The 25,755-nt window shown below is 72.5% G+C and carries 20 protein-coding genes, 1 tRNA gene and 1 pseudogene; 11 read left to right on the top strand and 11 right to left on the bottom strand.

The genetic code is table 11. The annotated features are described in order from the left end of the window. Positions 1-12: 12 nt before the first annotated feature. On the bottom strand, positions 13-1,005 hold the full coding sequence (locus JW613_RS23095; protein ID WP_209212848.1) for an NAD-dependent epimerase/dehydratase family protein: 993 nt from the start codon (positions 1,003-1,005) through the stop codon (positions 13-15). Positions 1,006-1,558: 553 nt separating this feature from the next. On the opposite strand from JW613_RS23095, the gene JW613_RS23100 reads away from it, so the two are divergent. The 4 genes from JW613_RS23100 (at position 1,559) to JW613_RS23115 (ending at position 5,479) form a co-directional block, all read left to right on the top strand. Continuing rightward, complete coding sequence (locus JW613_RS23100) at positions 1,559-3,073, top strand: MFS transporter (protein WP_307866004.1); 1,515 nt, start codon at positions 1,559-1,561, stop codon at positions 3,071-3,073. A 189-nt stretch (positions 3,074-3,262) separates the two neighbouring features. Beyond that, positions 3,263-3,454 carry a DUF2795 domain-containing protein gene (locus tag JW613_RS23105; RefSeq protein ID WP_209212850.1) on the top strand — a complete coding sequence of 64 codons (192 nt, stop codon included), beginning with the start codon at positions 3,263-3,265 and terminating at the stop codon, positions 3,452-3,454. A gap of 64 nt (positions 3,455-3,518) precedes the next feature. Beyond that, on the top strand, positions 3,519-4,517 hold the full coding sequence (locus JW613_RS23110; protein ID WP_209212852.1) for a glycosyltransferase family 2 protein: 999 nt from the start codon (positions 3,519-3,521) through the stop codon (positions 4,515-4,517). 80 nt (positions 4,518-4,597) lie between these two features. Beyond that, positions 4,598-5,479, top strand: coding sequence for a glycosyltransferase family 2 protein (locus JW613_RS23115; RefSeq protein WP_307866009.1), 882 nt, complete (start codon positions 4,598-4,600; stop codon positions 5,477-5,479). Positions 5,480-5,547: 68 nt separating this feature from the next. On the opposite strand, the gene JW613_RS23120 is transcribed toward JW613_RS23115, so the two are convergent. Then, positions 5,548-6,033 carry a formylglycine-generating enzyme family protein gene (locus JW613_RS23120; protein WP_504739761.1) on the bottom strand — a complete coding sequence of 162 codons (486 nt, stop codon included), beginning with the start codon at positions 6,031-6,033 and terminating at the stop codon, positions 5,548-5,550. On the opposite strand from JW613_RS23120, the gene JW613_RS23125 reads away from it, so the two are divergent. From JW613_RS23125 to JW613_RS23135, 3 genes are all read left to right on the top strand, one after another. Further along, positions 6,032-7,243 carry a threonine synthase gene (locus JW613_RS23125; protein WP_209212908.1) on the top strand — a complete coding sequence of 404 codons (1,212 nt, stop codon included), beginning with the start codon at positions 6,032-6,034 and terminating at the stop codon, positions 7,241-7,243. The two genes, JW613_RS23120 and JW613_RS23125, sit on opposite strands and share 2 nt — an antisense overlap. Next, positions 7,240-7,899 carry a helix-turn-helix transcriptional regulator gene (locus tag JW613_RS23130; protein ID WP_209212855.1) on the top strand — a complete coding sequence of 220 codons (660 nt, stop codon included), beginning with the start codon at positions 7,240-7,242 and terminating at the stop codon, positions 7,897-7,899. Before JW613_RS23125 ends, JW613_RS23130 begins: the two co-directional genes overlap by 4 nt. Positions 7,900-7,985: 86 nt before the next feature. Continuing rightward, complete coding sequence (locus tag JW613_RS23135) at positions 7,986-8,798, top strand: class I SAM-dependent methyltransferase (protein ID WP_209212857.1); 813 nt, start codon at positions 7,986-7,988, stop codon at positions 8,796-8,798. An 18-nt stretch (positions 8,799-8,816) separates the two neighbouring features. On the opposite strand, the gene JW613_RS23140 is transcribed toward JW613_RS23135, so the two are convergent. The 9 genes from JW613_RS23140 to JW613_RS23180 all read right to left on the bottom strand — a co-directional run bounded on the left by JW613_RS23140 (position 8,817) and on the right by JW613_RS23180 (position 17,162). Beyond that, the gene (locus tag JW613_RS23140) at positions 8,817-9,812 is read right to left on the bottom strand and encodes a hypothetical protein (RefSeq protein WP_245226129.1); all 996 of its coding nucleotides are present in this window, start codon (positions 9,810-9,812) and stop codon (positions 8,817-8,819) included. After that, positions 9,809-11,062, bottom strand: a complete 1,254-nt coding sequence (locus tag JW613_RS23145; protein ID WP_209212859.1) for a glycosyltransferase family 4 protein — start codon at positions 11,060-11,062, stop codon at positions 9,809-9,811. The genes JW613_RS23140 and JW613_RS23145 overlap by 4 nt, the downstream gene beginning before the upstream one ends. A 149-nt stretch (positions 11,063-11,211) precedes the next feature. Further along, positions 11,212-11,919 (bottom strand): DUF4232 domain-containing protein, encoded by a 708-nt coding sequence (locus tag JW613_RS23150; RefSeq protein ID WP_209212861.1) that lies wholly within the window; start codon positions 11,917-11,919, stop codon positions 11,212-11,214. 373 nt (positions 11,920-12,292) lie between these two features. Next, positions 12,293-12,763: a winged helix DNA-binding protein gene (locus tag JW613_RS23155; protein ID WP_209212863.1), complete on the bottom strand. Its 471-nt coding sequence runs from the start codon at positions 12,761-12,763 to the stop codon at positions 12,293-12,295. Beyond that, on the bottom strand, positions 12,760-13,254 hold the full coding sequence (locus tag JW613_RS23160) for a MarR family winged helix-turn-helix transcriptional regulator (RefSeq protein WP_209212866.1): 495 nt from the start codon (positions 13,252-13,254) through the stop codon (positions 12,760-12,762). Before JW613_RS23160 ends, JW613_RS23155 begins: the two co-directional genes overlap by 4 nt. Positions 13,255-13,787: 533 nt before the next feature. Then, a complete protein-coding gene (locus JW613_RS23165; RefSeq protein WP_209212868.1) occupies positions 13,788-14,378 on the bottom strand; it encodes a hypothetical protein in 591 nt (196 codons plus the stop codon). Positions 14,379-14,710: 332 nt separating this feature from the next. Beyond that, entirely contained in the window at positions 14,711-15,706 is a 996-nt protein-coding gene (locus JW613_RS23170) for an L-threonylcarbamoyladenylate synthase (protein WP_209212870.1), read from the bottom strand. A gap of 140 nt (positions 15,707-15,846) precedes the next feature. Beyond that, positions 15,847-16,488 carry a carbonic anhydrase gene (locus JW613_RS23175; RefSeq protein WP_209212872.1) on the bottom strand — a complete coding sequence of 214 codons (642 nt, stop codon included), beginning with the start codon at positions 16,486-16,488 and terminating at the stop codon, positions 15,847-15,849. A gap of 601 nt (positions 16,489-17,089) precedes the next feature. Further along, a tRNA-Arg gene (locus JW613_RS23180) sits at positions 17,090-17,162 on the bottom strand. A gap of 342 nt (positions 17,163-17,504) precedes the next feature. Here JW613_RS23180 and JW613_RS23185 point away from each other — a divergent pair. The 4 genes and pseudogenes from JW613_RS23185 (at position 17,505) to JW613_RS23200 (ending at position 25,696) form a co-directional block, all read left to right on the top strand. Further along, a complete protein-coding gene (locus tag JW613_RS23185; RefSeq protein WP_307866005.1) occupies positions 17,505-19,631 on the top strand; it encodes an ATP-binding protein in 2,127 nt (708 codons plus the stop codon). 1,247 nt (positions 19,632-20,878) lie between these two features. Then, positions 20,879-22,150 (top strand): annotated as a pseudogene (locus JW613_RS37060) (GTPase); the annotation flags it as partial. Positions 22,151-23,374: 1,224 nt separating this feature from the next. Beyond that, complete coding sequence (locus JW613_RS23195) at positions 23,375-23,965, top strand: single-stranded DNA-binding protein (protein ID WP_209212874.1); 591 nt, start codon at positions 23,375-23,377, stop codon at positions 23,963-23,965. Positions 23,966-24,196: 231 nt separating this feature from the next. After that, on the top strand, positions 24,197-25,696 hold the full coding sequence (locus JW613_RS23200) for a thioester domain-containing protein (RefSeq protein ID WP_209212876.1): 1,500 nt from the start codon (positions 24,197-24,199) through the stop codon (positions 25,694-25,696). Positions 25,697-25,755: the final 59 nt, after the last annotated feature.

A 25,755-nucleotide genomic window follows, 5' to 3' on the forward strand; every position in this document is an offset into this window, starting at 1 on the left:
GAGGGGGTGGGGTCAGCCGCCGGGGTGCGTGTGGGCGCGGAACCAGCCGATCGTCCGCTCCAGTCCGTCGCGGGCCGTGACGCGGGGCTCCCACTGGAGCTTTCCGCGGGCCAGGGTGATGTCGGGGCAGCGCACCGCCGGATCGTCGCTGGGCCGCTCCACGAAGCGCAGGCCGGAGCGGGAGCCGGTCAGCTCGATGACCAGCTCGGCCAGTTCCTGCATGGTGATCTCGTCCGGGTTGCCGACGTTGACCGGACCCAGCAGCTCGGAGCCGGCCATGGCCAGGACGCCGCGCACCGTGTCCTCGACATACGCGAGCGAGCGGGTCTGCCGCCCGTCACCGGTCACGGTGAGCTCCTCGCCGGCCAGCGCCTGCCGCACGAAGGTGGGGACGGCCCGCCCGTCGTAGCCGCGCATCCGCGGCCCGTAGGTGTTGAAGAGCCGGACGATGCCCACATTGCTGCCGTGGACGCGCGCCTCCGCCGCCGTCAGCGCCTCGCCGAACCGCTTGGCCTCGTCGTACACGCTGCGCGGCCCGACCGGGTTCACATGCCCCCAGTACCGCTCGCTCTGCGGGTGCTCCTGCGGGTCGCCGTACGCCTCCGAGGTGGAGGCCTGCACGAACCGCGCCCCGTGCCGCCGGGCCAGCGCCAAGGCGTTGCGGGTGCCCGCGCTCCCCGTCTCCAGGGTGTGCAGCGGCATTCGAAGATAATCGGCGGGCGAGGCCGGGGAGGCGAAATTCAGTACGAGGTCGGGCGGAGCCGAGGAGCCGGAACTGTCCGCCACCTCGAACGGGCGGCAGATGTCGGCTTCCAGCAAGGTGAATCCCGGCCGCCCGGTCAGATGCGCCACATTTTCCGGGCGGCCGGTGCAGAAGTCGTCCACGCAGGTGACGTCGCATCCGCTTTCCAGCAGCGCGGTGCACAGATGCGAGCCGAGAAAGCCCGCCCCGCCCGTGACGACGGCGTGCCGGAAACGGGATATGGCATCGGTGGGGACGTCCATGAACACTCCTACGGTCACGGTCACCGTGCCTTCGGGCACAGCCGATTCCTGAGGTGGAGGGCCCTCTTGAGAGGGGAGCGATGTGCTGTCTTTCCTCGTTCTCCCGGGCCCTGGAGCGCGGAATTCCGAAGCGATGGAGGGCCGGTCTGTTCGCTCTCTCAGCGTGCGGCTCGGTAAGTCGGGTCGCAACCGAGAAGCTGTCGAGCGCTGCTCACCGTGGTCGAGTACCCGACCGGTCGACTCCAAACACAACGCCGTCACCGGCTGTCATTGAGCGCTGTATAGGGGGGTCAATTGTGGACGCTGTGTAACTGGCGTCCAAGCGCGCTGCGGGCTGTGAGCAAGACAACGCCGAGCCATTTCCTCGCAGGTCAGCCCGAGGAAAGGCGGACTGCTGGGCGGTTCTCGGCGGCATTCGGGGACCGACCGACGTGAACCGTCTGTGAACATGGCTGAGGGCAACAGGCGCGAGCCATTTCCGCCTGTTTCTCCACCTCCGACTTCTCCTTCTTCTCCCGCCCTCCTGTCGCCTGCCCTCCCGCGTGAATTCCCCATGCCTTTTCTTCACCCGATTGCCGCCCGCTGCGCCGAGCGCTTCCGACGCCGCCCCGCCGCCCCGGCGGGATCCGCCGGCTCCGAGCGCTCCGAGCGCAGCCCCTGGCGCTCCCTGCGCTACCCCAGCATGCGCTGGTGGTCAGCGGCCAACCTCGTCTCCAACGTCGGCACCTGGATGCAGCTGACGGTGCAGAACCTGCTGGTGCTCCAGCTCACCGGCTCCGCCGCAACCACCGGCCTCTCGCTGGCCGTACAGGCGGCTCCGGGCCTGCTGCTCAGCCTGGTCGGCGGCAGCCTCGTCGACTCCTGGCCGCGCAAGATGACCGCCTCGGTCAGTCAGGCGCTGCTCGGTGTGGTCGCTTTCAGCACCGCCACGTTCGTCGCCTTCGACATGCTCACCGTCCCGCTGCTGATGGTGCTGGCCGCCGTCACCGGCTCCATCGCCACGGTCGACAACCCCGCCTGCTCGCTGCTCGGCAACGACCTGGTCAAGCGCAAGGACGTGCCGTCGGCCATCGCGCTGGGCTCGGTGGTGCACAGCGCCGGACGGCTGCTGGGCACCGCCGCCGCCGGTGCCACCGTCGCCTGGTTCGGCATGGCGTCCGCCTATCTGGTCAACGGGCTGTCGTTCCTGGCCGTCGCCGCCGTCATCCCCTTCCTGAAGCTGGTGCCGAAGGAGGAGCGGGAACCGCAGACGGTCCACGAACGCACCGCTCCGGCAGCCGTAGAGGACCGGCGCGGCAAGCGCGGCGCCCTGACCGGTGGCGCCCGTGAGGGGCTGGTCTACTTCCTGCGCAACCCCCGCCTGGTCTCCCTCGCCGCGATCACCGGCATCTCCGCGATCTTCGGCCGCAACTACCAGCTGACGCTGGCCGTCCTGGTCACGGGCCCGCTCGCGGCCGGCGCCGGCGCGTTCAGCACCGTCTCCACCGTGCTCGCGGTCGGCGGTATGGCGGGCGCCGTGCTCGCGGGCTGCCTGCGCAAGCCGTCGGTGCGGCACGTCGCGCTGCTGGCCGCCGCCGGTGCGCTGCTGCAGGCCGTCGCCGGTCTCTCGCCGTCGCTGGTCTTCCTGATCCTGCTGGTGGCGCCCATGGCCGTCGTGGAGTCGGTCTCCGACACCGCGGGCACCACCGTGCTCCAGACCGAGCCGCCCAGCCATCTGCGGGGCCGTGTGCTCGGCGTCTGGCGCAGCGCCAGCACCGGCTGGGGCCTGGTCGGGCCGCCGCTGCTGGGCGTGCTCATGGAGTTCGCCGGTGCCCGGGGCGGGCTGATCGTCGGCGGGCTGGCCATCGTCGCCGTCACCGGTGCCGCGCAGCTGCTGCAGCAGCGCCCCGTCCGGCTGCCGAAGCCGCGGCTGCGGCCTGCCGCCGCCGGCGGTGCCGCCCCGGCAGCGGCACCTGCCCCCGCGCCCGTACCGGATCCGGTGGCGGCCTCCGCCGTGTCGGTCGCGGTGCCCGCGCCGCGCACGAGGGCCGCGGCCCCCGTGCCGGAGCCGGAACCGGCGACTGTCTGAGGCTGCGCGCTCCGTCCCGCGCCTTCCGGGGCCCGTACCCGCCGCACCGGCGGGTACGGGCCCCGGCTGCTGCGCGGCCGGGCCCGTGTTGCGGGCCATGCGGGTGCCTCACACCATGAGTGAGAAAGCCGAAAAACAGGGAACACGGCACAAACACGGCAGGGAACGACGCGGACAACGGAGGACACGATGAGCGACACCAACCCCATCGAGGTCCAGCAGGCCCTCAAGGGAGCCTCTTACCCGACCGACCGGAAGACCCTCACCGACCTCGCCAAGAAGAACCACGCGAGCGAGAAGGTCGTGGACAAGATCGCCCACCTCAAGAGCGACCGCATCGAAGGTCCCGACCAGGTCGAGAAGGAGATGTTCCGCGGCTGATCCACCGACCCCTCGCCGGCCCGGCCGCCACACCGGGCCGTGCGCTCCGCTGACAGGAGGCGCCATGGACCCGGGTACCCCCGGCGGCAGCGCACACCCGAGCCCGTCCGGGGGCCGGCGGAGCCGGGCAGAGGCCGTCACGGAGGACCGGGACCGGTCCCAGGACGGCCGCAGCCTCTACGACCGGCTCGGCGTGGTGATCGCCACGCGGGACCGGCGCCACACCCTCACCCGCACGCTGGAGAGGCTGCTTGCCCTCCCCGAGCGACCGCGCATCCTGGTGGTCGACAACGCCTCGACGGATGGGACGCCGGAGATGATGCCCCGCTCCTTCCCCGAGGTGCAGTTGCTGCGGCTGCCCGTCAACCGCGGCGCCCTGGCCCGCAACGACGGAGTCCGTGCCCTGCACACGCCCTACATCGCCTTCAGCGACGACGACTCCTGGTGGGAGCCGGGCGCCCTGCGCAAGGCGGTGGACATCCTGGCGGCCCGCCCAACCACCGGGCTGCTGGCCGCGGGCATCACCGTGGGCCCGGAAGGGCGCCCGGACCCGCTCAACAGCGTGCTGGCGGCCTCCCCGCTGGGCGAGGGCGCCGTTCCGCGCAGCCGCAAGGTCCTCGGCTTCCTCGGATGCGCCGCCGTGGCGCGCAGGCAGGCCTATCTGGACGTGGGCGGCTACCATCCGCTGCTGTTCTTCGGCGCGGAGGAGAAACTTCTCGCCTACGACCTGACAGCGGCCGGCTGGGAGGTCCTGCACTGCCCGGAGGTGGTCGCCCGGCACAGCCCGGCCGACACCCAGACCGGCCTCCCGGCGGACGCCCCCCGGCCCGGGCGGCAAGCACTGATCCGCCGCAACGAACTGCTGATCGACTGGCTGCGCCGTCCGCTGCCGGTCGCGCTCTCGCGTACGGCGGCCCTGTGCGCGGCCTCCGTACGGGACGACCAGGCCCGCCGGGCCGCCCGCGGCCTGCTGCCCCGCCTCCCGGCAGCCCTCCGTCTCCGCCGCCCCCTCCCGGACGCGGTCGAGGAGGCAGCCCGCCTGGTGGAGGGGGCAGCGGCGTGACGGACACCGACGGGCGCCCCGCCGCCGCTCGGACAGAAGCGCCGACCGAGGCGCCCCGCGCCGGCGGACCGGACCACCGCGTGACGGTCGTCGTGATCACCCGCGACCGCAAGGACGAACTGCTGCGCACTCTCGACCTGCTGGCCCAGCTGCCCGAGCAGCCCCCGGTCATCGTCGTCGACAACGCCTCGACCGACGGCACCGCCGCCGCCGTACGGGCCGCGCATCCGCACACGACACTGCTGTCGCCGGGCCGCAACACCGGCGCGGTGGGCCGCAACCTCGCCGTGCGCCAGGTCACCACCCCGTATGTGGCCTTCTGCGACGACGACTCCTGGTGGGCCCCCGGCTCGCTGCGGGGCGCCGCCGACCGGTTGGACGCGCACCCGGGGCTGGCGGGCGTGGTCGCGCGGATCGTCGTGGAGCCCGAGGGCACGGAGGACCCGGTGGTGGCCGAACTGCGCCACTCCCCGGTGCCCGGCCCCGACTGGCTGCCCGGCCCTGCGCTGGGCTCCTTCCTGGCCGCCGCGACCTGCCTGCGGGTGTCCGCGTTCCGCGCGGCGGGCGGCTTCGAGCCCCGGCTGTGGCTCGGTGGCGAGGAGGAACTGCTCGCCACCGACCTGGCCGTGCACGGCTGGTGGCTGGCCTTCGCCGAGGACCTCACCATCCACCACGCGCCCTCCCGGGTACGGGACGCCACGGGCAGGCGCGTCGACGGGCTGCGCAACACCCTCTGGTACACCTGGCTGCGCCGCCCCCTCCCCGCAGCGCTGCGCCGCACCTGGTACCTGGCCCGCACGGTGCCCCGCGACGCGGCCAGCGCCCGCGCCTTCGCCCGGGCCGCCGCGGCCCTCCCGTGGGTGCTGGCCAACCGCCGCCCGGTCCCCGCCCGGGTCGAGGCGCGGCTGGCTGCTTTGGAGAGGGAGCAACGCCGCTCGACGGCACGCCAGTACGTGGGCTGACGGCCGCTCGACGGCGGCCGGGGCGGTGGCATCCGGGAGGCGTCGTCCGCCCGACCGACGGCGCCGACCTACGGCGCCTGTTCGCGTGCCCGTCCGCGGGCGACGCGGAAACCGACGTCGTCCACCGTGAAGGCGGGGTGGCTGCGGCGCCGCGCGGAAGCCCGGCAGCTCCAGTGCTCGTCGAACCAGCCGCCGCCGCGCAGCACCCGGTAGCCGCCGTACACCTCGGGGTCGTAAAGGTCCCAGCACCAGTCCCAGACGTTGCCGAGCATGTCGTGGAATCCCCACGCGTTGGGGCGCTTGCCGCCCACCTCGTGGAGGCGCTCGTGCGAGTTGCCGCGGTACCAGGCGATCTCGTCCGGCGGCCCGTAGCGCGGACCTGCCGTACCGGCGCGGCAGGCGTACTCCCACTCGGCCTCGGTCGGCAGCCGGTACCCGTCCCGGCCCGGCTTGGGGCCCGGCCCGACTGGTGGCTTTACGTAGCGTCTATATTTGGACCCTCTGTAAAGTCGGCCGACCGTGAACGGAGAACCAGCCGTGGTCACCCCCGCCATGGAAGCGCCCCAGCAGCGCGACCCGCGCCATCTGAGCGACCCGCGCTCGGGGCGGCGCTATCCACTGGACCCGCTGCGCTGGCGGGGCGACGACGGGACGCCGCTGCTGGTCTCACCGGCGCGCGGTCTGGCGCCCGCCGACATCGAGACGGCGGACCGCTCGCTGTGGCGCTACCGCGCCGCCCTGCCCGCCCTGCACACCGCGCAGACCGGCCCGGGAACGTCGGGACCGCCGGCGCGGGCGGCACAGCCGGCGGTGCGGCCCGTCAGCCTGGGGGAGGGGTGCACCCCGCTGCTGCGGTGGACGTGGGGCGGGGTGGAGGTCGGCTTCAAGCTGGAGTGGTTCAACCCGAGCGGAAGCTTCAAGGACCGCGGCAGCAGCGTGATGATCTCCGCGCTGGCCGCACAGGGCGTCGGCGAGGTCCTGGAGGACAGCTCCGGCAACGGCGGCTCCTCCGTCGCCGCGTACTGCGCCGCCGCCGGTGTGGACGCCACCATCCTCGTCCCCGAACACACCTCACCGGCGAAGACGTTGCAGGCCACGGCCTACGGAGCACGGGTCACCCCGATACCCGGCGACCGGGACGCCACGGCCGCGGCGGCACTGCGCCGGGCGGAGCACACGGTGTACGCGAGCCACAACTGGCACCCGTACTTCCTGGAGGGCACCAAGACACTGGCGTACGAGATCTGGGAGGACCTCGGATTCCGGGCCCCGGACGCGGTGGTCACGGTCGCCGGGGCGGGCAGCACGGTGCTCGGCTGCGACCTGGGCTTCGGCGAACTCCTCGACGCCGGGCAGATCGCGGCCCGGCCCCGCCTCCTGGTCGCCCAGCCCGCCAACTGCGCCCCGCTGCACGCCGCGTTCCACGCCGGGCGGGACACCCCCGTCCCCGGCGGGTGGCAGCCGACGCTGGCCGAGGGCACGGCCATCAAGGAGCCGATCCGCCTCCCCGAAGTGCTGGCCGCCGTACGCCGCTCGGGCGGCAGCACGGCCGCGATCCCGGAGGCGGACATCGCCTCGGCCGTCCGCCGGCTCGCGGCCACCGGGCTGTACGCGGAGCCCACCAGCGCCACCGCGGCGGCGGCCGTCGAGGTCTTCGCTGCCCGGGGCCAACTGCGGCCGGGCGGGACCACGGTGGTGATCCTCACCGGCTCGGCCCTCAAAGCGCCGACCGCGATGGCCACCCTGGTGGAGGGGGCGCCGTGAGCAGCCGGGAGGACGAGGTGTTGCTGCGGGAGGCGGAGAAGATCGTCACCGCGGTCGGCCGGATGTTCCCCGGCCTGTGCGAGGCCGTACTGCACGACCTGCGCAGCCCCGAGCACGCGGTGCGCACGGTGGAGAACAACCTCTCGGGCCGCCGGATCGGCGATCCGGCGACCGAACTGGGCCTGGCCCGCATCGCGGACCCCACCCACCCCGAGGTCCTCCAGAACTACCCCAACCGCTTCCCCGACGGCCGGCCCGCCAAGAGCACCTCGATCGGCATCAAGAACAGCGAGGGCGTCTACATCGCCGCCGTCTGCCTCAACCTGGACGTCTCCGTACTGTCCACCCTCACCCGCGGCCTCAACGAGCTGCTGCGCACGGAAGAGCACCAGCCGCCGGTCCACGAGACCCTGCGCGCCCGCACGGTGGAGGAACTGCGCACCGTCACCGAGTCGTTCGCCGCCGCCCGCGGCACCACACCCCGCGCCCTGGCCACCACGGACCGCGCCACCCTGGTCCACACCCTCAAGGACCAGGGCTTCCTCGAACTCAAAGGCGCCGTACAGACCCTCACAGGCCTGTTGGGCGTCTCCCGAGCCACCGTCTACAACGACCTGCGCCGCCCACCCGATCAACCGATGACCTCCACGCCGTAGCGGGCGGCTCCGTGGGCGCTGTGACCGGTGTATCAGCATCGCCGCAGCCGAGCTCCTCGGTTGCGGCTCGGGGGGAGAGAGGACGTATGACCGTGACGGCGTTCGACGAGTCCGAGCGTCGGGCATGGGCGGGCAAGGCCGATGCCTATGCGGGCAGCTTCGCCAAGCTCTGCGCGTATCCGGTGCCCGGGTTGCTCGACGCAGCCGGGGTCGAGGCAGGAACGCACGTCCTCGACGTGGGGACGGGCACGGGCACCGCCGCCGCGACCGCGTGCGAGCGGGGCGCGAAGGTGGTGGCGGTCGACGCCGAACCCGCCATGATCGCCACTGCGGCTCAGGAAGCGCCGGCGGCCGAGGTACGCCTCGCCGCCCTGCCGGACCTTCCTTTCGACGACGGTGCGTTCGACGCCGTGGTCGGCAACTTCGTCCTCAACCATGTCGGACGCCCTCGGGCGGCCCTGGCGGAGCTTCGCAGAGTGACTCGGCCGGGTGGGAGGGTGGCTGTCACCATCTGGGCAGTCCCCCCGGCCCCTGGACAGGCTCTGCTCGGACGAGCCGTCCAGGAGGCGGGGGTCGGTCGACCGGCTCACCTGCCTGCTCTTGCTCCTGAGGAGGACTTTCCTCGTACTGAACAGGGCTTCGCCACGTTGCTCGGTGACGCGGGTTTGCGTCATGTCGTTTGCGACATCCTCGAATGGGATCACTGGACGACTCCACAGGAGTGGTGGAGCGGCCCGGCCGCCGGAGTGGCGACGATCGGGCAGATACTGAAGAGCCGGCCACCCGGGGTCGTCGAGGAGATCAGGGGCCACTTCGTCGCGTTGTGTGCCGAGTTCGTCCGCTCGGGCGGCGCGTTGGTGCTGCCTCATGCGGCCCTGCTGGCGCATGGGCGGGTCTGAAACGAGCTGTCGGGCCCCTCACTCCGCCTCCGCCTCCGCCAGGGTTTCGACACTCACCTGCACCGAGAGGTTGTTGTTGATCGTGTAGTACGGCCTCGCCGAGTGGGCGGCACCGTCCCGGCTGGTCACTCGCTGCGACGGGTACTTGAAGACGCGCTTCTTGTCCGGGATGTCATCGAGTATCCGTCCGAGGCGGACAGGCTCCTCGTCCTCGGCCGGGCGCAGCCACAGGTCCCACACCCGGTGGCCGGGCAGCAGGGAGCCGAGGGGCAGTTCGGCAGCGAAGTCGCGTACCGAGTGGCCTGTGTCGGTGCCGTGCTCGGGTGCGGCGGCCTGCGGTTCGGAGCGCTCCTCGCTGTCCGGGCGCACCGGTACGCGCACGGACGACGCGGCAGCGTCGCGGGGGTGCGCCTCCAGGCACGCGGTTGCCGAGAGGCGCGCACCGTAGAGCCTGCCCTGCAGGGTGATGGCGTCGTCGGCCACGCGCAGCGCCCCTGCCTCCGCGTGCGGTCGACGTAGCCACGTACGGACGGCGAGATTGCCGTACTTGGTCGTGTAGGGGATCCGGACGCCGAGCCAAGCCTGTGTGTCGACAGACGCACTGCCGACAAGGGAACGCAGATCGTGCACCCCGGGCAGCAGTCGCTGCGGCTCTTCGTCGCCGAGGGTGAGGTAGGCGTCCCAGCGCCCCTCGCGAAGCCGCGTCGTGCTGGGCAGCGAGGCCTGCAGCCTGCCGTCTGCCGCTGCGCGGGCGAGCGGCAGTCTGAGGGAGGCGTCCGGGCCGTGTTGATGGCGCAGGCGCAGCAGCACGGCCGCGGACTCGGGCACCTCGGGGGCCCCGGCTTCCTCGTCCGCCCCCTCGCAGAGCCGCACCCGGAAGGTGAGCCCCCCGGCGCTGTCGGTCGTGCAGTCGGCGCGCGGGCGGTGGACCCTGCGAACGGCTGGGGAACCGGCATCCGGCGGGGCCGCGACCACGGCGTCGTCCGGTGGCGTGGCGCAGGAGTGCCGCGTCATGTCCGTGCTCCTTCCAAGGCGTGCTTCACTCCGAGCCGGACCGTCTCCCTGGCCGCGTACGCTCCGCCGAGCAGGGTGCCGCGCGCCCGGTGGAGGGTGCCGGCCCGGCGGTTCACCAGCGAGGTCAGCAGGTCCTCGTACCGGGCGGCCACCCGCGCCGGATCGAACCGCGCCGATGCGCTGAGCGCGGCTTGCCCCATCCGCGTCCGCAGCCCCTCGTCGTTGATGAGGCGGAGCAGCGCGCCGGAGATCGCGTTCACATCGCCTGTGGGAACCAGCAGCCCGTCCTCGCCGTCGCGGATGATCTCCCCCGGCCCGTGCGGGCAGTCGGTGGCCACGACGGGGAGGCCGCACCGCATGGCCTCGACAATGGTCATACCGAAGGATTCGAGGCTCGAAGTGACCGCGCAGATCGATCCCTTCACCCATTCGGTCTCGATGGGATTCGCCGAGCCCATCAGTAGTACGTGGTTGTAGAGGCCGAGTTCGTCGATGAGCTTCCTCAGCTTGTTCTCCTCGCGGCCGTGCCCGTAGATCCGCAGGCCCCAGTCGGGACGCTCGCGGACGACCTCCGCGAAGGCGCGTACGAGCACGTCGTAGCGCTTGGCGGGGGCGAGCCGGCCCGCGGCCACCACCCACTTGCCGCTGCCGTCCGCGGGCGTGACCTCCGGGGCGGGCACGCTGTTGGGCAGCGATTCGACGTGCACACCGGGCAGCCGCAGGGAGCTGCGGTAGTCGCGGGCATCGGCTTCGGTCACCGTGGTCACCGCGTCCAGCCGGGGATAGGTACGGCGCAGCAGGCGCTTGAGTCTCGCGGAATGCGTGGCAAGCGTGAGGTGCTCCTGCCCCACACGGACGGGTCCGCGGCGTGTCTGCCGTGCCACGTGCACGTTGAGTCCGGGCCGTGTGCCTATCACGACGTCCGCCTCGGTGCTGCTCAGGTACTCCCCGATCCGGCGGTCCGTCAACGCGCTGTGCTGGGCGTACTGGCCGTCGGCAGCGGGGAAGACCCGGGCGGGGCGGGCGTGTTCGGGGTCGGCGCCGTCATACGTCGGTCTGTGCCGTCGCATGTCGACCAGCGAGGTCAGCCGTACGCCGTCGCCCGGCTCGAAGAACGGCCGGTCCCGGAACCGGAAGGCCGAGACGACCTCCACGTCGTGCTGTTCGGCGAGCGCCTGCGCCAGATTGAAGGTGGTGCGGACCGTTCCGCCCATCCCGTACGCGCTGAAGATCAAGAAGGAGATGTGCATTGTTCCTCGAATCCCTGGATGTCGACGATGCCTGACCGAGGTGCCGACGACGTCTGACCGCTCGCTGAACGGCTTTCACCGCAGCGCCGAAGCGGTACCCGTGCCTCGCCGGGACAAGCCGGCCGTTTCCGCGCGGAGACGGTGCCGCCTTACTGCATCGCCGACTCGGGGGTGGTGTTCCAGTAGGAGACGGTGGAGTTGTCGCTGATCGCGAGACCCGCTCCGGGAGCGGTGAGGGTGGCGGTGGCGCCGGTGCCGTGCTGGTCGCGGTTGGCCAGCTGGACGGTGAGGTGCTTCTCGCGGTGCATGTTGCCGCCGTCGCCCTTCTCCAGGCCGAGTGAGGCGTAGGCCGACTCGCCCGGCTCCAGGGAGACCACGGCCTGGGGCTTGCCGCCGCCGACCGCGATCGGGGCCTGGGCGTCCGGGTAGCCCACGAACGGGTAGCCGTACAGGTCGCAGCGGGTGCTGCCGTTGTTGGTGGCCTTGAGTAGGATGACCGGCGCGCTGCCGCCGGTCTCCTTGAGCCCGACGGAGACCTTGCCGACGGTGCAGGCGGTCCGCTTCACGCCCGCGGCCTCGGCCTGGGTCGTCCCGCCCGCGGTGCTGCTGCCCCCGTTGCCGCTCTTCGCGCCGCTGCTGCCGCTGCCGCTGCCCGTGGAGCCGGAGCCGTTCGTCTGCGAAGCCTTCGACGGCGAGTCCTTCGTCTGCGAGTCCTTCGACACCGCCGAGGAGGACGAGGAGCCGGCGTCGTCCTCCTTGCCGCCGCCGTCCTGGCAGGCGGTCAGCGAGAACGCGGCGGTGGCGGCGACGGCGACGAGGCCGGCGGAACGGACGGTACGGCGAGTACGAGCGGTCATCACGAGGTCCCCCACGAATGTCGGACGCGGCACGGCTGCCCACTTCCGCGGGGCGCCCCGGCCGGGTTCAGTTGTCGGTACATGCACTTCGATGGCGACCGGCCCGGATTTGTTCACGGCATTTTGTCCGCACCCTGTAACAGCCCGTCGGCGCCAGCCGGGAGCGACAGCTGTTCCATGCGGCCACTTGCAGGCCTGGGATTTCGCCTTCCGAGCAGCGAAAAAGCCCTCCCGATGGGAGGGCGGATCGTGGGGCCACCGGCAGTGCCCGGGCAGACGCCGTGGGAGTCGACGATCGTGCCCGGGCCCGGGTGCCGTCGGGTCGGTTGACCTTGCGTTGGTCGGTCGGCTGAGCGGTCGGTCGGCTGGGCGGTCAGGCGGACAGCGCTGCGAGCTCCGCGTTGGCGCGCTCGGTGACAAGGGCGAGGACGCGGCCGGTGGCGGCCAGGTCCTCGTCGGGTATCCCGCCCCAGATGCGGGCGCTGACGGGGGCGGTCTCGTCGCCGACGGCGGCCAACAGCTCGCGCCCCGCATCCGTGGGGCGAAGGTGCTCGCCGTCCGTGACGAGCAACTGCTTGGCCAGCAGCGCGTCGACAGTGGCGCGGATGTCGGCCGGGTCGGCCTTGAGGGAGTCCTGGACACGGGTGACGAGATCGTCCGGTGTCAGCGGGGCGTCGGCGGTGATGGCGGCACGCAGGGCGACCTGCTGCTGGAACGTGCTGCCGTGCCGGGCCAGGACGTGCTCCAGGACGCCGCGGGCGGCGTAGTGGGCCAGGGCGAGGTTGCGGGCGTTGGCGACGGGTGCGGTGGTGGATGCGCCGGTGGTGGATGCGCTGGTGGTCATGGTGTTGCCCCCTGAGTGATCTCGTCGTTCGGTACGGATGGGATGAGAGGCGCGTCGAGCAGGGTCGTCAGCTCGTCGGTGAACGCGTGCGTCCGCGGGGCGTCGAGACCGCCGAGCGGCTCCAGCAACTGATCAAGCAGCTCCTGGACCACTGTGATGGCCTGCCGTGTGACGGCCCGGCCCTGCTCGGTGAGCGCGAGCTGTACGGCGCGGGGGTCGCGGGGGTCGCGGGTGCGCTCGATCAGACCGGACGACTCCAGTGCGCGCGCCAGCTTCGAGACGTACAGCGCCTCCAGGCCGGTGTGGTCGGCGAGTCGGCGCTGACTGGGCCGCTCGCCGGTGCGCTGCATGCCGTGCAGCGACGCGACCAGCGAGTACTTCGCGTGGGTGAGACCCAGCGGAGCCACAGCGCGATCGACCGCGACGCGCCATTTGTTGGCGAGTCGCCATACCAGGAAGCCGGGCGTGGGACCCGGTGAACCCTTGCTCATGGCGAATACATTACATGGCTACTATAGCCATGGCTACTATCTGCCGAGGGGAACCCTGAGAGTCAGCGGGCGGGTGGCGGAGGTGCGTGTCGGTCCTGTCGGTCCTGTCGGCCTCGTTGGTCTCGTTGGTCTCGTTCGTCTTGCCCAGGGGAGCGGTCAGCCCAGGTCCCCACCGGGACTGCGAGGGCGGTTGCGGCAGAGGGAGCGTGGGCGGCCGGCAGGGCGGTCACCGTATCGAGGGCGACGTCGAGGGCAGCCGAGAAGCAGGTCTTCCTGGCGTGCGAGGTCGGAATCGTGACTGGCTCAGGGAAGTCTTCATACTCGTCATGAGCGGCCAACGAGTTGTGCCCGGCCGCCGAGGTCTGGCCGCCCGTGCCGGAGCCCTCCCTGCTGCCTGAGACAACGGCCATGGGCGACACGGTCTTGAAAGGCTCTCGGGGACTGCGGGGATGGACGAGTCCGCCTGAGACTGGGTCACGCGAGCCGAGCCTTGGCGTGGCCGGCAGGTCGGCGTGGTGGTGGCGCCGGGTGGGTCAGGAGATGAAGTCGTGGAGGGCGGGCAGTGCCGCGGTCGTTCCGATTGGTGCTATGTGGACCACGGCTTCCTCGAACTGGAAGTAGGAGAGCCCTTCGTGGCGCGGGCCGATGACGAGAAGGTTGCTCCCGCGGCGCCAAGCGGCGTGCCGCCAGTCGCCGGGCCCCATGGCCAGGGTGCCGCCTTCGGTGGTGAGATCGCGCTCTGGGGGGCCGAGGCGTTGGGTGAAACCGGTGATGGCGTCGTCGATCTGCGCGTCGAACACCTCCCGTCCGGCGTTCTCGTGGCTGGACCAGCCGGGCAACGTGCCCCAGAAGTCCTCAGCCCATTCCTCGCCACCAACCCAGTAGAAGTGGGCGAACGACAGGGACAAGTGATCCCCGACGTAGGCGAGATGGCCTTCGGCGGTGATGAGAGTGTCCTCCAGGGGCAAGTCGTCGCTTTCCCGCCAGCCCAGACGCCCCACTGCTGCTTCGAAGACCGCCCGGTCGTCCCACGGCAGTTCCGCCAGGCCGACGATCTGCTGCACCAGGAGGGGTGTGACGGGGCAGGCGGCGACGTGGTCGGCGATCGGGTCCTCGTCTGTCATGGCGGAAACGATATCCAGCCCGTATGACGACATCGGCTCTCCCTCTACGTGACCTTGTGGGCCCGTGGGACGCGTGGAGAAGACCTCACGGCCAGTGCACAGAATCCGGCAGAGCCAGGACGGGTAGCTGGGCCTTTGCCGGATGACGCAGCTTTCCGTTTAAGCGGACGGGTACAGCGCGTGCGGCGTCCGTCTCGCTCATACGGCTGAAGTGTCCGGCCTGTTCGAGATCGCCGACGGCGCGCTGGGCGGTGCGTTCGGTGATGCGGCAGGTCCTTCGACTCCGCCAACGGTGATCAACGCAGTCGGATCGTCGCCGATCCGGCGTGCGTTCACCTGCTCCTGGTCTCGGAGGGCCGGGGTCCTGCGGCGCGGCGGAGCCGGTTGGCGATCGCGAGTCCCAGCCCCTCCTCCGCCGGCAGCGGCGCGACGATGAGGTCGCACCCTTGCTGGTCGAGCTCGCGCAAGAACCCGTACAGCCCGTGCGCGTAGGCGCCCATCGAGGTGGGGATCGTCACCTGGGCGTGTGCCTTGACCGGGGAGTCGGCGAGGGAGGGAGGCAGGAAGACGCCCACCTGGTGCCCGAGCTCCTGTTCGCGCTCCGCTTCGGCGACGAGGTTCTCGGGTTCGACGAGGACGACCCGGGCGCGCGGCGCGTAGTGGGAGGGATGCTGGCCCGGCACGCGGACGCGGCTGGTGGAGGGGACCGCGAGCGGGTGCCCCAGGACCGCTTCGAGGTCCTCGCGCGTGGCTCCGCCCGGCCGCAGGATGCTCGGGACATCGCCCGTGACGTCGACGATGGTCGACTCGACGCCGACCCCGCAGGGGCCGCCGTCCAGCACGAAGTCGACCCCGTCCCCGAGCTCGGCGCGAACGTGGTCGGCCGTGGTGGGGCTGACCGAGCCGAAGCGGTTGGCAGAGGGTGCCGCCACACCGCCGCCGAAGGTCTTGAGCAGGGTGAGCGCGACGGGATGGCCGGGCACGCGCACGGCCACCGTCCGCAGGCCGCCGGTTGCTTCGAGAGGCACCCGGTGCCCGCGTCGCAGGACCAGTGTGAGGGGGCCCGGCCAAAAGTGCTCGGCCAGCAGGCGGGCCGCCGCGGGCACGTCCTCGGCCCAGTCGTCGAGGTGGTCCGCGCCGCTGATGTGGACGATCAGCGGATGGGTGGGCGGGCGCCCCTTGACCTGGAAGATGCGCGCGAGGGCGGTGGGGTCCTCGGCGTTGGCGCCCAGCCCGTAGACGGTTTCGGTCGGGAGGGCCACCAGGCCCCCGGCGCGCAGCACATCGGCCGCCTTGCCGATGTCGATGTCACTGGTTCGTGCGGTCACCCTCCCGATTCTTGCACCGTTCCGCTTGCCGCATCCGGTGGGCCGGGATGCTCTTGGCGCATTCGATGAGCCGGGGCCGGCAACACCGCGCGGTCCGCCCGCGGGACAGGCCCGTGGGACCGGGGCGGGCCCGCCGGGTCCTACCGTGGAGAGGCGGCAGGCTTGCTCAGGCCGTGGGAGGCGACCAGCTGCGCGCTGCCGTCGGCCAGCCGGTAGGACACACCCACCACGGCCAGGCGGCCGGCCGCCACCTTCTCGGCCAGGACGCGGGAGCGGTCCAGCAGCAGGTCCACGGTGTGCCGGATGTGCTCGTGAAGGATCTCCTCGTCCTGGCCGCGTCCGGCGGCGCGGGCCGCCAGCACGCTCGGGGTCACCCGCTCGACGACGTCACGGACGAAGCCGGCGGGCGCCCTGCCGCCGTCGGCGGCCTCCTTGGCTGCCGCGATCGCGCCGCACGAGTCGTGGCCCAGGACCACGACCAGCGGGCAGTCCAGCACGCTCGCCCCGTACTCGATGCTGCCCAGCACCTCCGCACCGACCACGTGCCCGGCTGTGCGGACCACGAACAGGTCGCCCAGTCCCCGGTCGAAGATGATCTCGGCGGCCAGCCGGGAATCGGAGCACCCGAACAGCACCGCAAAGGGGCTCTGCCCCGGTGCGGTCGCGGCACGGCGCGCGGCGTCCTGGTTGGGGTGCTCGGGCGAACCGGTGACGAACCGCTGGTTGCCGGCCAGCAGCATCTCGAAGGCGTCGTCGGGAGTCGGCGTCAGTGTCTCAGTCATGGCCGCAGGTTATGCGACGACGAAAGCAGCAGGCCGGGGCAGCACTCCCTCCACGCGTCTGCCTGAACGGACCGGAGTCGTCACCATGCACCGCTCTCACGGCCCGCACCGTCAGCCCAAGCCGCTCTCGGTGTGGTGGGACACCGCCGCCCCACCGGTCCACCGCCGCGACACGCCGGGGCTCCCGCAGCGGGGCAGAGCCCAACCGCCGTCCCGAGACACTCCGTAGTCAACTGCTGCGCTCCTACGCGTACTGCATGCTGCGTGACCGAATGCTGCGTGACCGACGGATGCTCGGCAAGCCCGGCAAGGGCCTCTTCTACTACGTCTGCTACAAGGACGACACCCGCCGTAGTACTGCGGACTGGGCAGCCCAGCACCCACCAGTACCTCCGGGCCCAACTCGCCGCGCGGCACCCGTCGGCTTCGGGCCGGCGCAGGACGGCGTGCCGGACGCCGGAAGTCCGCTACCACCGGCCCCGCCGCGAGATCCACCTCCAGGTGACCGTATCCGCCGCCACGGCCTCTGACCTGGCGCGGCCGACCCCCCGGGCGCTGGCCCCCGGGCGGACGATGTGACCCCGACCGGCCGTGTTTTGTGCGCCCCCGGCAGGACTCGAACCTGCGGCCAAGCGCTTAGAAGGCGCCTGCTCTATCCACTGAGCTACGGGGGCCGGCCTCCGTCGCGGGGTGGGCGGGCTCGCCGTCCCCCGTGACCACGGCGGGGTCAAGGATAGGGGGCCGTGCGGCTCGTCCTGTTCGCTTCACGGCCGCGACGCTTTGTGGAGGTTCCGTGAAGCGGTCCCGATAATCGCAGGCGGGTGCGATTCATGCAGCGGTTTTGGCGGCGTGGGGTGCGGGTGTTGCGCAGTCGTTATGGGGGCGGCGGGGTGGCAGGTGGGTCATGCGGGGTGAATGGTACGAAAGGGGTCATTCGATGGTGAAACCACTCAATTTCATCGTCCGCAACCGCGAATAAGCTTCAAAACTGCCGCAAAATTGGGCATTCTGCCCATGTGGCGATCTTGGACGTACGGCTCGAACTGCTCGACGCGCTCACCGCACTGCGGGAGCGCGTCGCTGCCGCGCGCTTCCCCCTCCCCTTGCCGGGCGCCGAACGCGCCCGCCGCTCCAGGGACGAGCTGCTCTCCCAGCTCGACGACTACCTCGTCCCGCGCGTGCGCACCCCCGAGGCGCCGCTGCTCGCGGTGATCGGGGGTTCCACGGGCGCGGGCAAGTCGACGCTGGTCAACTCGCTCGTGGGGCGCAAGGTCAGCGAGGCCGGGGTGCTGCGGCCCACGACGCGCACGCCTGTGCTGGTCTGCCATCCGGACGACCGGGGGTGGTTCGTAGGACAGCGTGTGCTGCCCCGGCTGGAGCGGGTCTGGATGCCCCGGCAGGACGCGGCGGCCGGTACGCCAGGCATGCTCGGCGTACCCGGCATGTCCGGCGGCGGTGCCTCCGGCGGTACCGGCCCGCACAGCCCTCACGACTCGCACGGCGCTCACGACTCGCACGGCCCCGACGGCAGTCACGGCATGCACGGCACCAACGGCGGGCACGGCGGGCGGGACGGCGCGGGCGGAGGCACCGACCGCTTCGGCGGCCGGACGGCGGCCGACCGCTCCACCGACTGGGAGAGCGGCTGGGCAGCGGACTGGGACCCGGGGCGGGGTGCCGGACGGGACGCCGTCCGCGATTCCGGGCGGGAGGCGGCCTGGGACGGCGGCTGGGGCGCCGGGCCCGAGGCGGACTGGGAGACCGAGTGGGACGCCGAGCGGGACGAGCCCCGGCGACTCCTCCGCCTGGAGACCGACAGCGGTCTGCCCCCCGGCCTCGCGCTGCTCGATGCGCCCGACATCGACTCCCTCGTCGCACACAACCGCGATCTGGCCGCCGAACTGATCTGCGCCGCCGACATCTGGGTGCTCGTCACCACTGCCGCGCGCTACGGCGATGCCATCCCCTGGCATCTGCTGCGCACGGCCAAGGAGTACGACGTCACCCTCGCCACCGTCCTCGACCGGGTGCCGCACCAGATGGCCGCCGAGGTCACCGCGCAGTACGGCCTGCTGCTGGAACGCGAAGGCCTCGGACAGGTGCCCCGCTTCACCATCCCAGAGCTGCCCGAATCGGCGGGCGGCTCCGGACTGCTGCCCGTCTCGGCCGTCTGCGGGCTGCGCGACTGGCTGGAAGAGCGCGCGAGGGACGCCGACGCCCGGTACGCGGCGGCCAGCCGTACAGCGGACGGCACGCTGGCCTCGCTGCGCCCCCGTATCACCGCCCTCGCCGGCGCCTCCGCCGCACAGCACGCGGCAGCCGATCGGCTCACCCGGCTCATCGAAACCACCTACGAGAACGCCGGGAAGCGCCTGCGCACCCGTATCGCCGACGGCGAACTGCTGGCCGGGGACGCGGCCGAGCACTGGCGCTGCTTCCCCACCGACAGCGACGGCGACGAACTCTTCGACGCCTTCGCCGACGGCCTGACCGCGCTGCTGTCCGGCGCGGTCGCGGCCGCCGACGAACGCATCGCCGAACTGCGCCGTGGCGTGCCGGGCCTGGAGGAGTGCGCCCGGCTTCTCCCGGGCGGCCAGAGCGAGCGTGACGAGGCGGTGGGCCGGATCGGCGTGATGGTGCGCCGATGGCGCCGCTGCGTCGAGGAACTGGCCGAGGAGGAGACACACGCCGCAGGCCGCGCCGCCTGCGGCGAGGAGGAGACCGAGCGCGTCGCCGGGCTGCTGGCCGCCGCCCTCCTCGGCGGACGCCGGGCAGCGGGCGCCGACGACGCCCTGGAGGAACTGCTCGGCGAAGCAAACGCCCTCGAGCTGCGCGAGCAGTGCGCTCAGCTGCTGGAGGACTGTGTGCAGCGCGTGCTGTACGGCGAGTGCGACCTGAGACTCGCCCCGCTGGAGGAGCTCAACGCCGGGCCGGAACCCCAGATGGAACTGATCGCCGCGTTCTCCGTACTGGACAAGCTCAACAGGACGCACGGGCTGCACGAGCCGCACCAGCTCCGCGAGCTCCACCGGCCGCAGGAGCTGAGCAAGGCGGACGTGACCGCCCGTGAATTCCCGCCGACGCGTAGCCCGCTCGGCCCGGACGGCACGCGCGGTCTGCAGAGCGCGCACATGGAGAGGTGACAGCAGTGACGTCCACCGATGCCACCAACCCCGGAGCGGGTGAGCCGCCCGAGCGGTCCGGACGACCTGTTCGGCCCGAACCAACTGATCGGCCCGAACCAACTGATCGGGCAGTGCGGTCTGAGCGGTCCGAGCGCTGGCGCAGCTGCTGGCCCGACGGCTGGGTCAGCCCGCACAGCGAGCCCGTCGAGGGGCAGCTGGAGCTCAGCTTGGACGAGGAGGCCCCGCCCCGGCAGGCCCCCTCGCACAGCGGACCCGACGGATCGCTGGGCCACCGTGCCGCCGCCGACCTGCCGCGCCAGCAGTCGGAGGCCGCAGCAGCCGGCCCGTCGGAGGCCGGACGCGTCCCGTGGCAACCGGACGGGACGAGCGGTTCGGAAGAGCAGCCGGACGGAACGGGCGAGCGGCGCGCTTGTGACGAGCCGGAGGACTCCGAGCAGCGGGCCGAGCGGAGCGGCGGCACGGGGGCGGCGGAGCGCCCGGAGAACAGCCGCAGCCACACCGACGGGGACCGCTCCCACCGGGGCACCGAGCCGCCGGACGTTCACGCGTACGCGATCGGCCCCGAGCCCGCCTGGGACGACGGCGTCATCGCCCGTAGAGCCCGCGCCGAGCGTGCCGAACGGGCGGCCCCGCTCGCCCCGCGCGCCGAGCACGGGGAGCCCGCCGGGTATGCGGAGCGCGCCGAGCACGGGGTGGAGCGCGCGGAGGAGGCTGCACGGGCCGAGCACGCCGCCGCCGAGCACGTCGCCGCCGAGGCGGAGGCCGGTCTCCGGGCGCCGAAGCCACGGGGGCACGCCAGTGAGACGGACAGCACGGAGCGGGGGGCGGGCCATCCAAGGCCCGGCTTCGCCCCCACCCCGCCCTGGCGCGGCACCGCCTGGCCGAAGCCCCCCTACGGCACTGCCTGTGAGGCCGGACAGGAAACGCCGCCGCCCGCCGCCCCGACACCCCCGCCGGCCGTCCAGGAGTCCTCAACCCCGGCCGTACCAAAGACGCCCGTCCAGTCCGCACAGGAGACACCCATCCAGGCCGCACAGGGGACAACCGCCCAGGCCGCACAGGAGACCCTCGCCCAGGCCGCACAGCGCGGCAATCCCGACAGGGGCGTCGGCCAGGACGTCGAAAAGGGAACCCACCAGGACACCGGAACGGCCTCCTCCAGGAACATCGAAAGGGACCTGTGCCGGGACATCACAAGGGACCTCCGCAGGGACATCCGTAGGGACCCCCGGTGCGACGCGGGAGAGAGTGCCCTGCGCAAGCGGCTCGGGGCCCTCCGCGAACTCGTCGGACTGTCACGCACCCGGCTGGACACCGACGTGCTCGCCGAGGCGGGAAAGGTGCTGGACGAAGCGGCGACGCGCCGAGCGTTGCCCCGCTCCTACACCACCGTCGCCCTCGCGGGCGCGACAGGCAGCGGAAAGTCGTCCCTGTTCAACGCGTTGACAGGCGGACGCCTCTCCGAAGTGGGCATGCGCCGCCCCACCACTGCGGCACCGGTGGCGTGCACCTGGGAGGCGGGCCGGTACAGCGACGGCGGGCCCGACGGGCTCCTGGACAGACTGGGCATCCCGCAGCACGCACGGCACCGTACGCACGACGGCACACTGAGCGGCCTCATCCTCGTCGACCTGCCCGACCACGACTCCGTCGCACCAGGGCACCGCGAACAGGTGGACCGGATGCTGGAACTGGTCGACGCGGTGGTGTGGGTCGTCGACCCGGAGAAGTACGCCGACGCGCTGCTGCACGAGGGCTATCTGCGACAGCTCGCCGGGCACGCCGAGGTGACGTTCGTCGTCCTCAACCAGACGGACCGGCTCACCCGGGACGCCGTGGATGTCGTCCTGGACGACTTGCGGCGGCTGCTGGACGAGGACGGTATGGCACTGGGCGAGCACGGGGAGCCGGGAGCGGTCGTGCTGTCCGCCTCCGCCCTCACCCACGAGGGCATCGACGTCCTGCGCGAGGAGTTGGGCGAGTTCGTCGCACAGCAGCGCGCCGCCGTCCTGCGGCTGACCGCCGACCTCGACGACGCGATGGAACGGCTGCGCCCCGTCTACGCCGAGCCCGGGCCCGGTACCGAGGACGGCCCCATCGGGCTGACCGAGCGCGCCCGTGAGGACTTCGAGGACCGTCTGGCCGTCGCCGTCGGCGCCGCTGCCGCCGGACAGGCCGCCGAGCGGGCCTGGCTGCGCCAGGCCGAGCACTCCGCCGGCATCCCCTGGGTGCGCGCACTGCGCTGGTACGCCTCCAGGCCCACCCAGGAGCGGGACGAGTCGGCCCCGACTCCCCTGGGGGAGGCCCAGGGAGGGGAGCACGAAGGCACCGCCGTCGGTCGGCCCGCCCGCCGCGAGACCCTGCAGCAGCCGCTCGCCGCCCGGCCGGTGGTGGCGCAGGCCGTACGGGAGTTGGCGGACGCGGCAGCGAGCGGTCTGCCCGGCGCCTGGGCGCGCACCGTACGCGAGTCCGCCCGGCGCGGTGCCGCGGGCCTGCCGGAGGTGCTGGACGAGGTCATGGAGGTGTGCGCCTCCGGACCGGACGCGGCGCGGACGGCGTCGATGACGGACATCGCCCTGGGGATGGACGCCAACTGGCCGACGCGGGCCGCCGCACTGACTGGCCGCGCCGCACCGATCGTGCCCAATCAGCAGCCTTCCGCGGACGCGTCCGCGAGGTGGCGCGGAAGGGACGAGCCGACGGATGCCACCGCGGCGGCGGCCGGGCCTCAGGGCGTACCCGGGGCGGCGGCCGGACCGATCGCGGATGCTGCGGAAGGGGTGGAAGAGGAATCGCGGGGCGCGGGCAGGCGCACGGGCCTGGGGGCACGCGTGCCGCGCCCGACCTGGCACACCGCGGCTTTCGCGGGCCAGTGGCTGCTGTTGGCCCTGCAGGCGGTGGGAGCCGTGTGGGCGGTCGCGATGGTCGTCCTCGCGCACGGTGTCGACCGGACCGTACTGCTGCCCGGGGCGCTCTTCGCGGCGGCCACTCTCGCGGGCCCGGCGCTCGCCTGGGTGTGCCGGAGAGCCGCGCGCGGCCCGGCGCGGGCATACGGGTTGGAGGAGGAGCGGAGGCTGCGTCAGTTGGCGGCGTGCTGCGGCCGGACGCGGGTGCTGGAGCCGGTGGCCGCCGAACTGCTGCGGTACCGGCAGGTGCGGGAGCAGTACGCGATCGCGGCCGGTGCGGTGGACTCGACCCCGCAGGAGCGGCCGATGGTCGGCGGAGGAGTCGCGGGGGTCGCGGAGGCCGTCGGGGCACTGGACGCCGCCGCGGCGGCTGTCGCGGCCGCTGCGGGCGACATGGCCGCTGCCGCCACGGCGGGCGGTGCGGCCGGCGCCGGCTCCAGGGGCCTGGACGCTCACGCGCAGACCGACGGCCAGGGTGAGGCGCACGCCCCCGCGCACGGCGACGCACGAGCCCAGGCACGGGGTGATGCGCACACCGAGGCGGGTGGGGAGGTACGAGCCGAGGCGGCTGGCGACGTACGCGCACAGGCGGCTGGTGGCGCGCATGCCGACGCCTCCGATGCGGCACGCGAGAACGGGGACGGCTCACCCGCAGGGAGGACCGAGTTGTGCACAACCTCCGAGTAATCCACAGCTGAGAACTTCTTTCCCCGCTTCTCCACTTCCGCCCTCACTCTGGAATCCGCACGACGACACCACCCGGTGACCGCCTCGCGGCGGCGCCGAGCTGGTGTCCGAAGGCAGCCGACCGGCTGCGATCCGGGGGAGGTTCGGATGAACGAGACGTATGTGACGGTGCTGGGCAATGTGGCGACGAAGGTCGACCACTGGACCGCGCCGTCGGGGGTGCCCGTCGCCAGGTTCCGGCTGGCCAGCACCGTCCGGCGGTTCGACAAGCACAAGGGGTGCTGGACGGACGCGTCCACCAGCTTCTACACGGTCTGGGCGTGGCGAGGGCTGGCCGTCAATGTCGCCTCGTCGGTGGCGCGCGGCGAACCTGTGGTCGTCCGGGGGCAGCTGCGGGTCGTCGAGGAGGAGCGGGAGGACAGGCGGTATCTGTCGGCCGATCTGATGGCGTCGACGGTCGGGCACGATCTGACGCGCGGGACGTCCGCGTTCGTACGGACCTCCCGCGCGGCCCCGGAACCGTTCCGTGGGCCGGACGTCCATGGCCCGGAGCCGACCCGTGGCCCGGAGCCGACCCGTGGCCCGGAGCTGACTCGTGGGCCGGCGCCGACGTGGCCGCCGGTCGAGAGTGCCGGTCCGTCTCCGTTCGGAGCTCCTGGTGACGGGGCGGACACTTCCGGTGTCGGATCGGCCGCGAAGGAGGGAGCGGAGAGCGAGGAGCTGGTGTCCGAGGGGTAGCGGAAGGAAGCGTTCCAGGTCAGCGCGGTGCGCCTTGATCGTCCCGGTCCGCCGGATTCGGCGATAACGATTCCGAGTCGGAATGTGTGGCCACCGTGAATCGTGGGGATTGCGCGGCGTCCGTCTCCTTACGATCCCACGCGTACTGACCAGGGGGTTCGAAGCTTTGCGGTAGACCAGCGGTACGTGGGCGACGCGGCCGGGGGGAGGTTCTGCCAAGAGGGGAAGACCATGACTTGTGCACGCGCGCGGGCGGCCCGCAGGCTCACCGTCGTCGCGGCGGCCACAGGGCTGTGCGCGACCGGCATGGTGAGCAGTGCCGGGTCGGCCGCGGCTGCGGTGACGGCCCGGTCGGCCGCCGGAGCCGCCTCCGGAGGAGCGTTCACCGAGGGGATACCGGAACAGCGCAGTGGCGCGGTGGCCACGCTGAACGGGCTCGAAATCCACGACCAGGCGGTCATCACCGTCGATGGCGAGAAGCAGAAGATCGGCGCCGGGCTCTTCGAGATGTCCGTCGACGGGGGCGGCACCCTGCAGACCTACGGGCTCGACGCGCTCAACCCGATACAGAAGCAGTCACGTTACGCGGAGGGGAAGTGGAAGTCCTCGTCGCTGTCCGGCAACCGCAACGCCGGCAAGATCCGCTGGATAGTTGAGCACTCCTACCCGCGGCGCAACGACCTCCAGGCGCTGGCGAAGTCCGCGGGTGCCAAGCGGCTCACTCCGCAGACCGCCGCCGCGGGCACGCAGGTCGCCATCTGGAGGTTCGCCGAACACGGGGCACGGAAGGCAGTGGGGGGCGGGGGGAGGGGGGAGGGCCCCCCGAAGCGGCCCGTCATCACCGCCACCGACCCCGCCGCCCAGAAGCTCGCCGCCTACCTGGTGAAGAAGGCCCGCTCGATGGCCGAGCCGGGACCGTCGCTCACCTTCGACAAGCCGGAGGTGGCGGGGCGCAACGGAGAGCGCCCCGGCCCGGTGACGGTCCGCACGAACGCCGGCACCGTGAGCGTGGCGCCGGGGCCGCACGCGGTCTCCCAGGGGGTGCGCATCGTGGACCGGGACGGCAAGCGGGTCCGCACCGCCCGCAACGGGACGAAGCTCTACTTCGATCTGCCCGAGAGGGCGAAGTCCGGCAGCGCCTCGCTGACCGCGCAGGCGGCCACCAAGGTGCCCGTGGGGCGGGTGTTCACCGGTGCGGGGGAGCGCGGCGGGGGCCAGGCCCAGATCCTCGCCGGGTCGAGCCAGTCGACCGTCTCGGCCACCGCCGCCGTCAACTGGGCCGAGCGCGGACCGGTGCCGGCCACCTCGGCGGCGGAGAACTGTGCCGGATCCGGGGTGGACATCACCGTCGTCAACAGCGGTGACGGCGCCTTTCCGCTGCGGGTCGGGAAGCAGCGTGAAGCGGTCGCGGAGGGCGAGCGCGGCACGGTGACGGTGCCGGTCGCAGAGGACCAGCCCTACCGCATTCCGGTGCGCGGCCCGCACGGTTACGAGAAGACGTTCAGCGGCGTTCTCGACTGCACGACCTCCGCCGCCGATGGCGGGGTGGGCCAGCAGAAGGCGCCCGCCACGGTGGAGCGTCCCGCGACCGTCGGGGGTGGCGACGCCGTGTCCGGGGACGGTGATCTGGCCGACACGGGCGGTGGCGGCACCCGGCTGTTCACGGCCCTGGCCCTCGGGCTGCTGGCCGTGGGGGTGACCACGCTCCGCGTTCTGCGCCGCCGCGGCTGAGGCCCGGCGGCCGTCGCAGCCCGTGTCGCCCGCGCCCGCCGGCGGCCCGTTCCGGGGGG

It is taken from the genome of Streptomyces smyrnaeus, from assembly GCF_017676345.1.
Taxonomy (GTDB): domain Bacteria; phylum Actinomycetota; class Actinomycetes; order Streptomycetales; family Streptomycetaceae; genus Streptomyces; species Streptomyces smyrnaeus.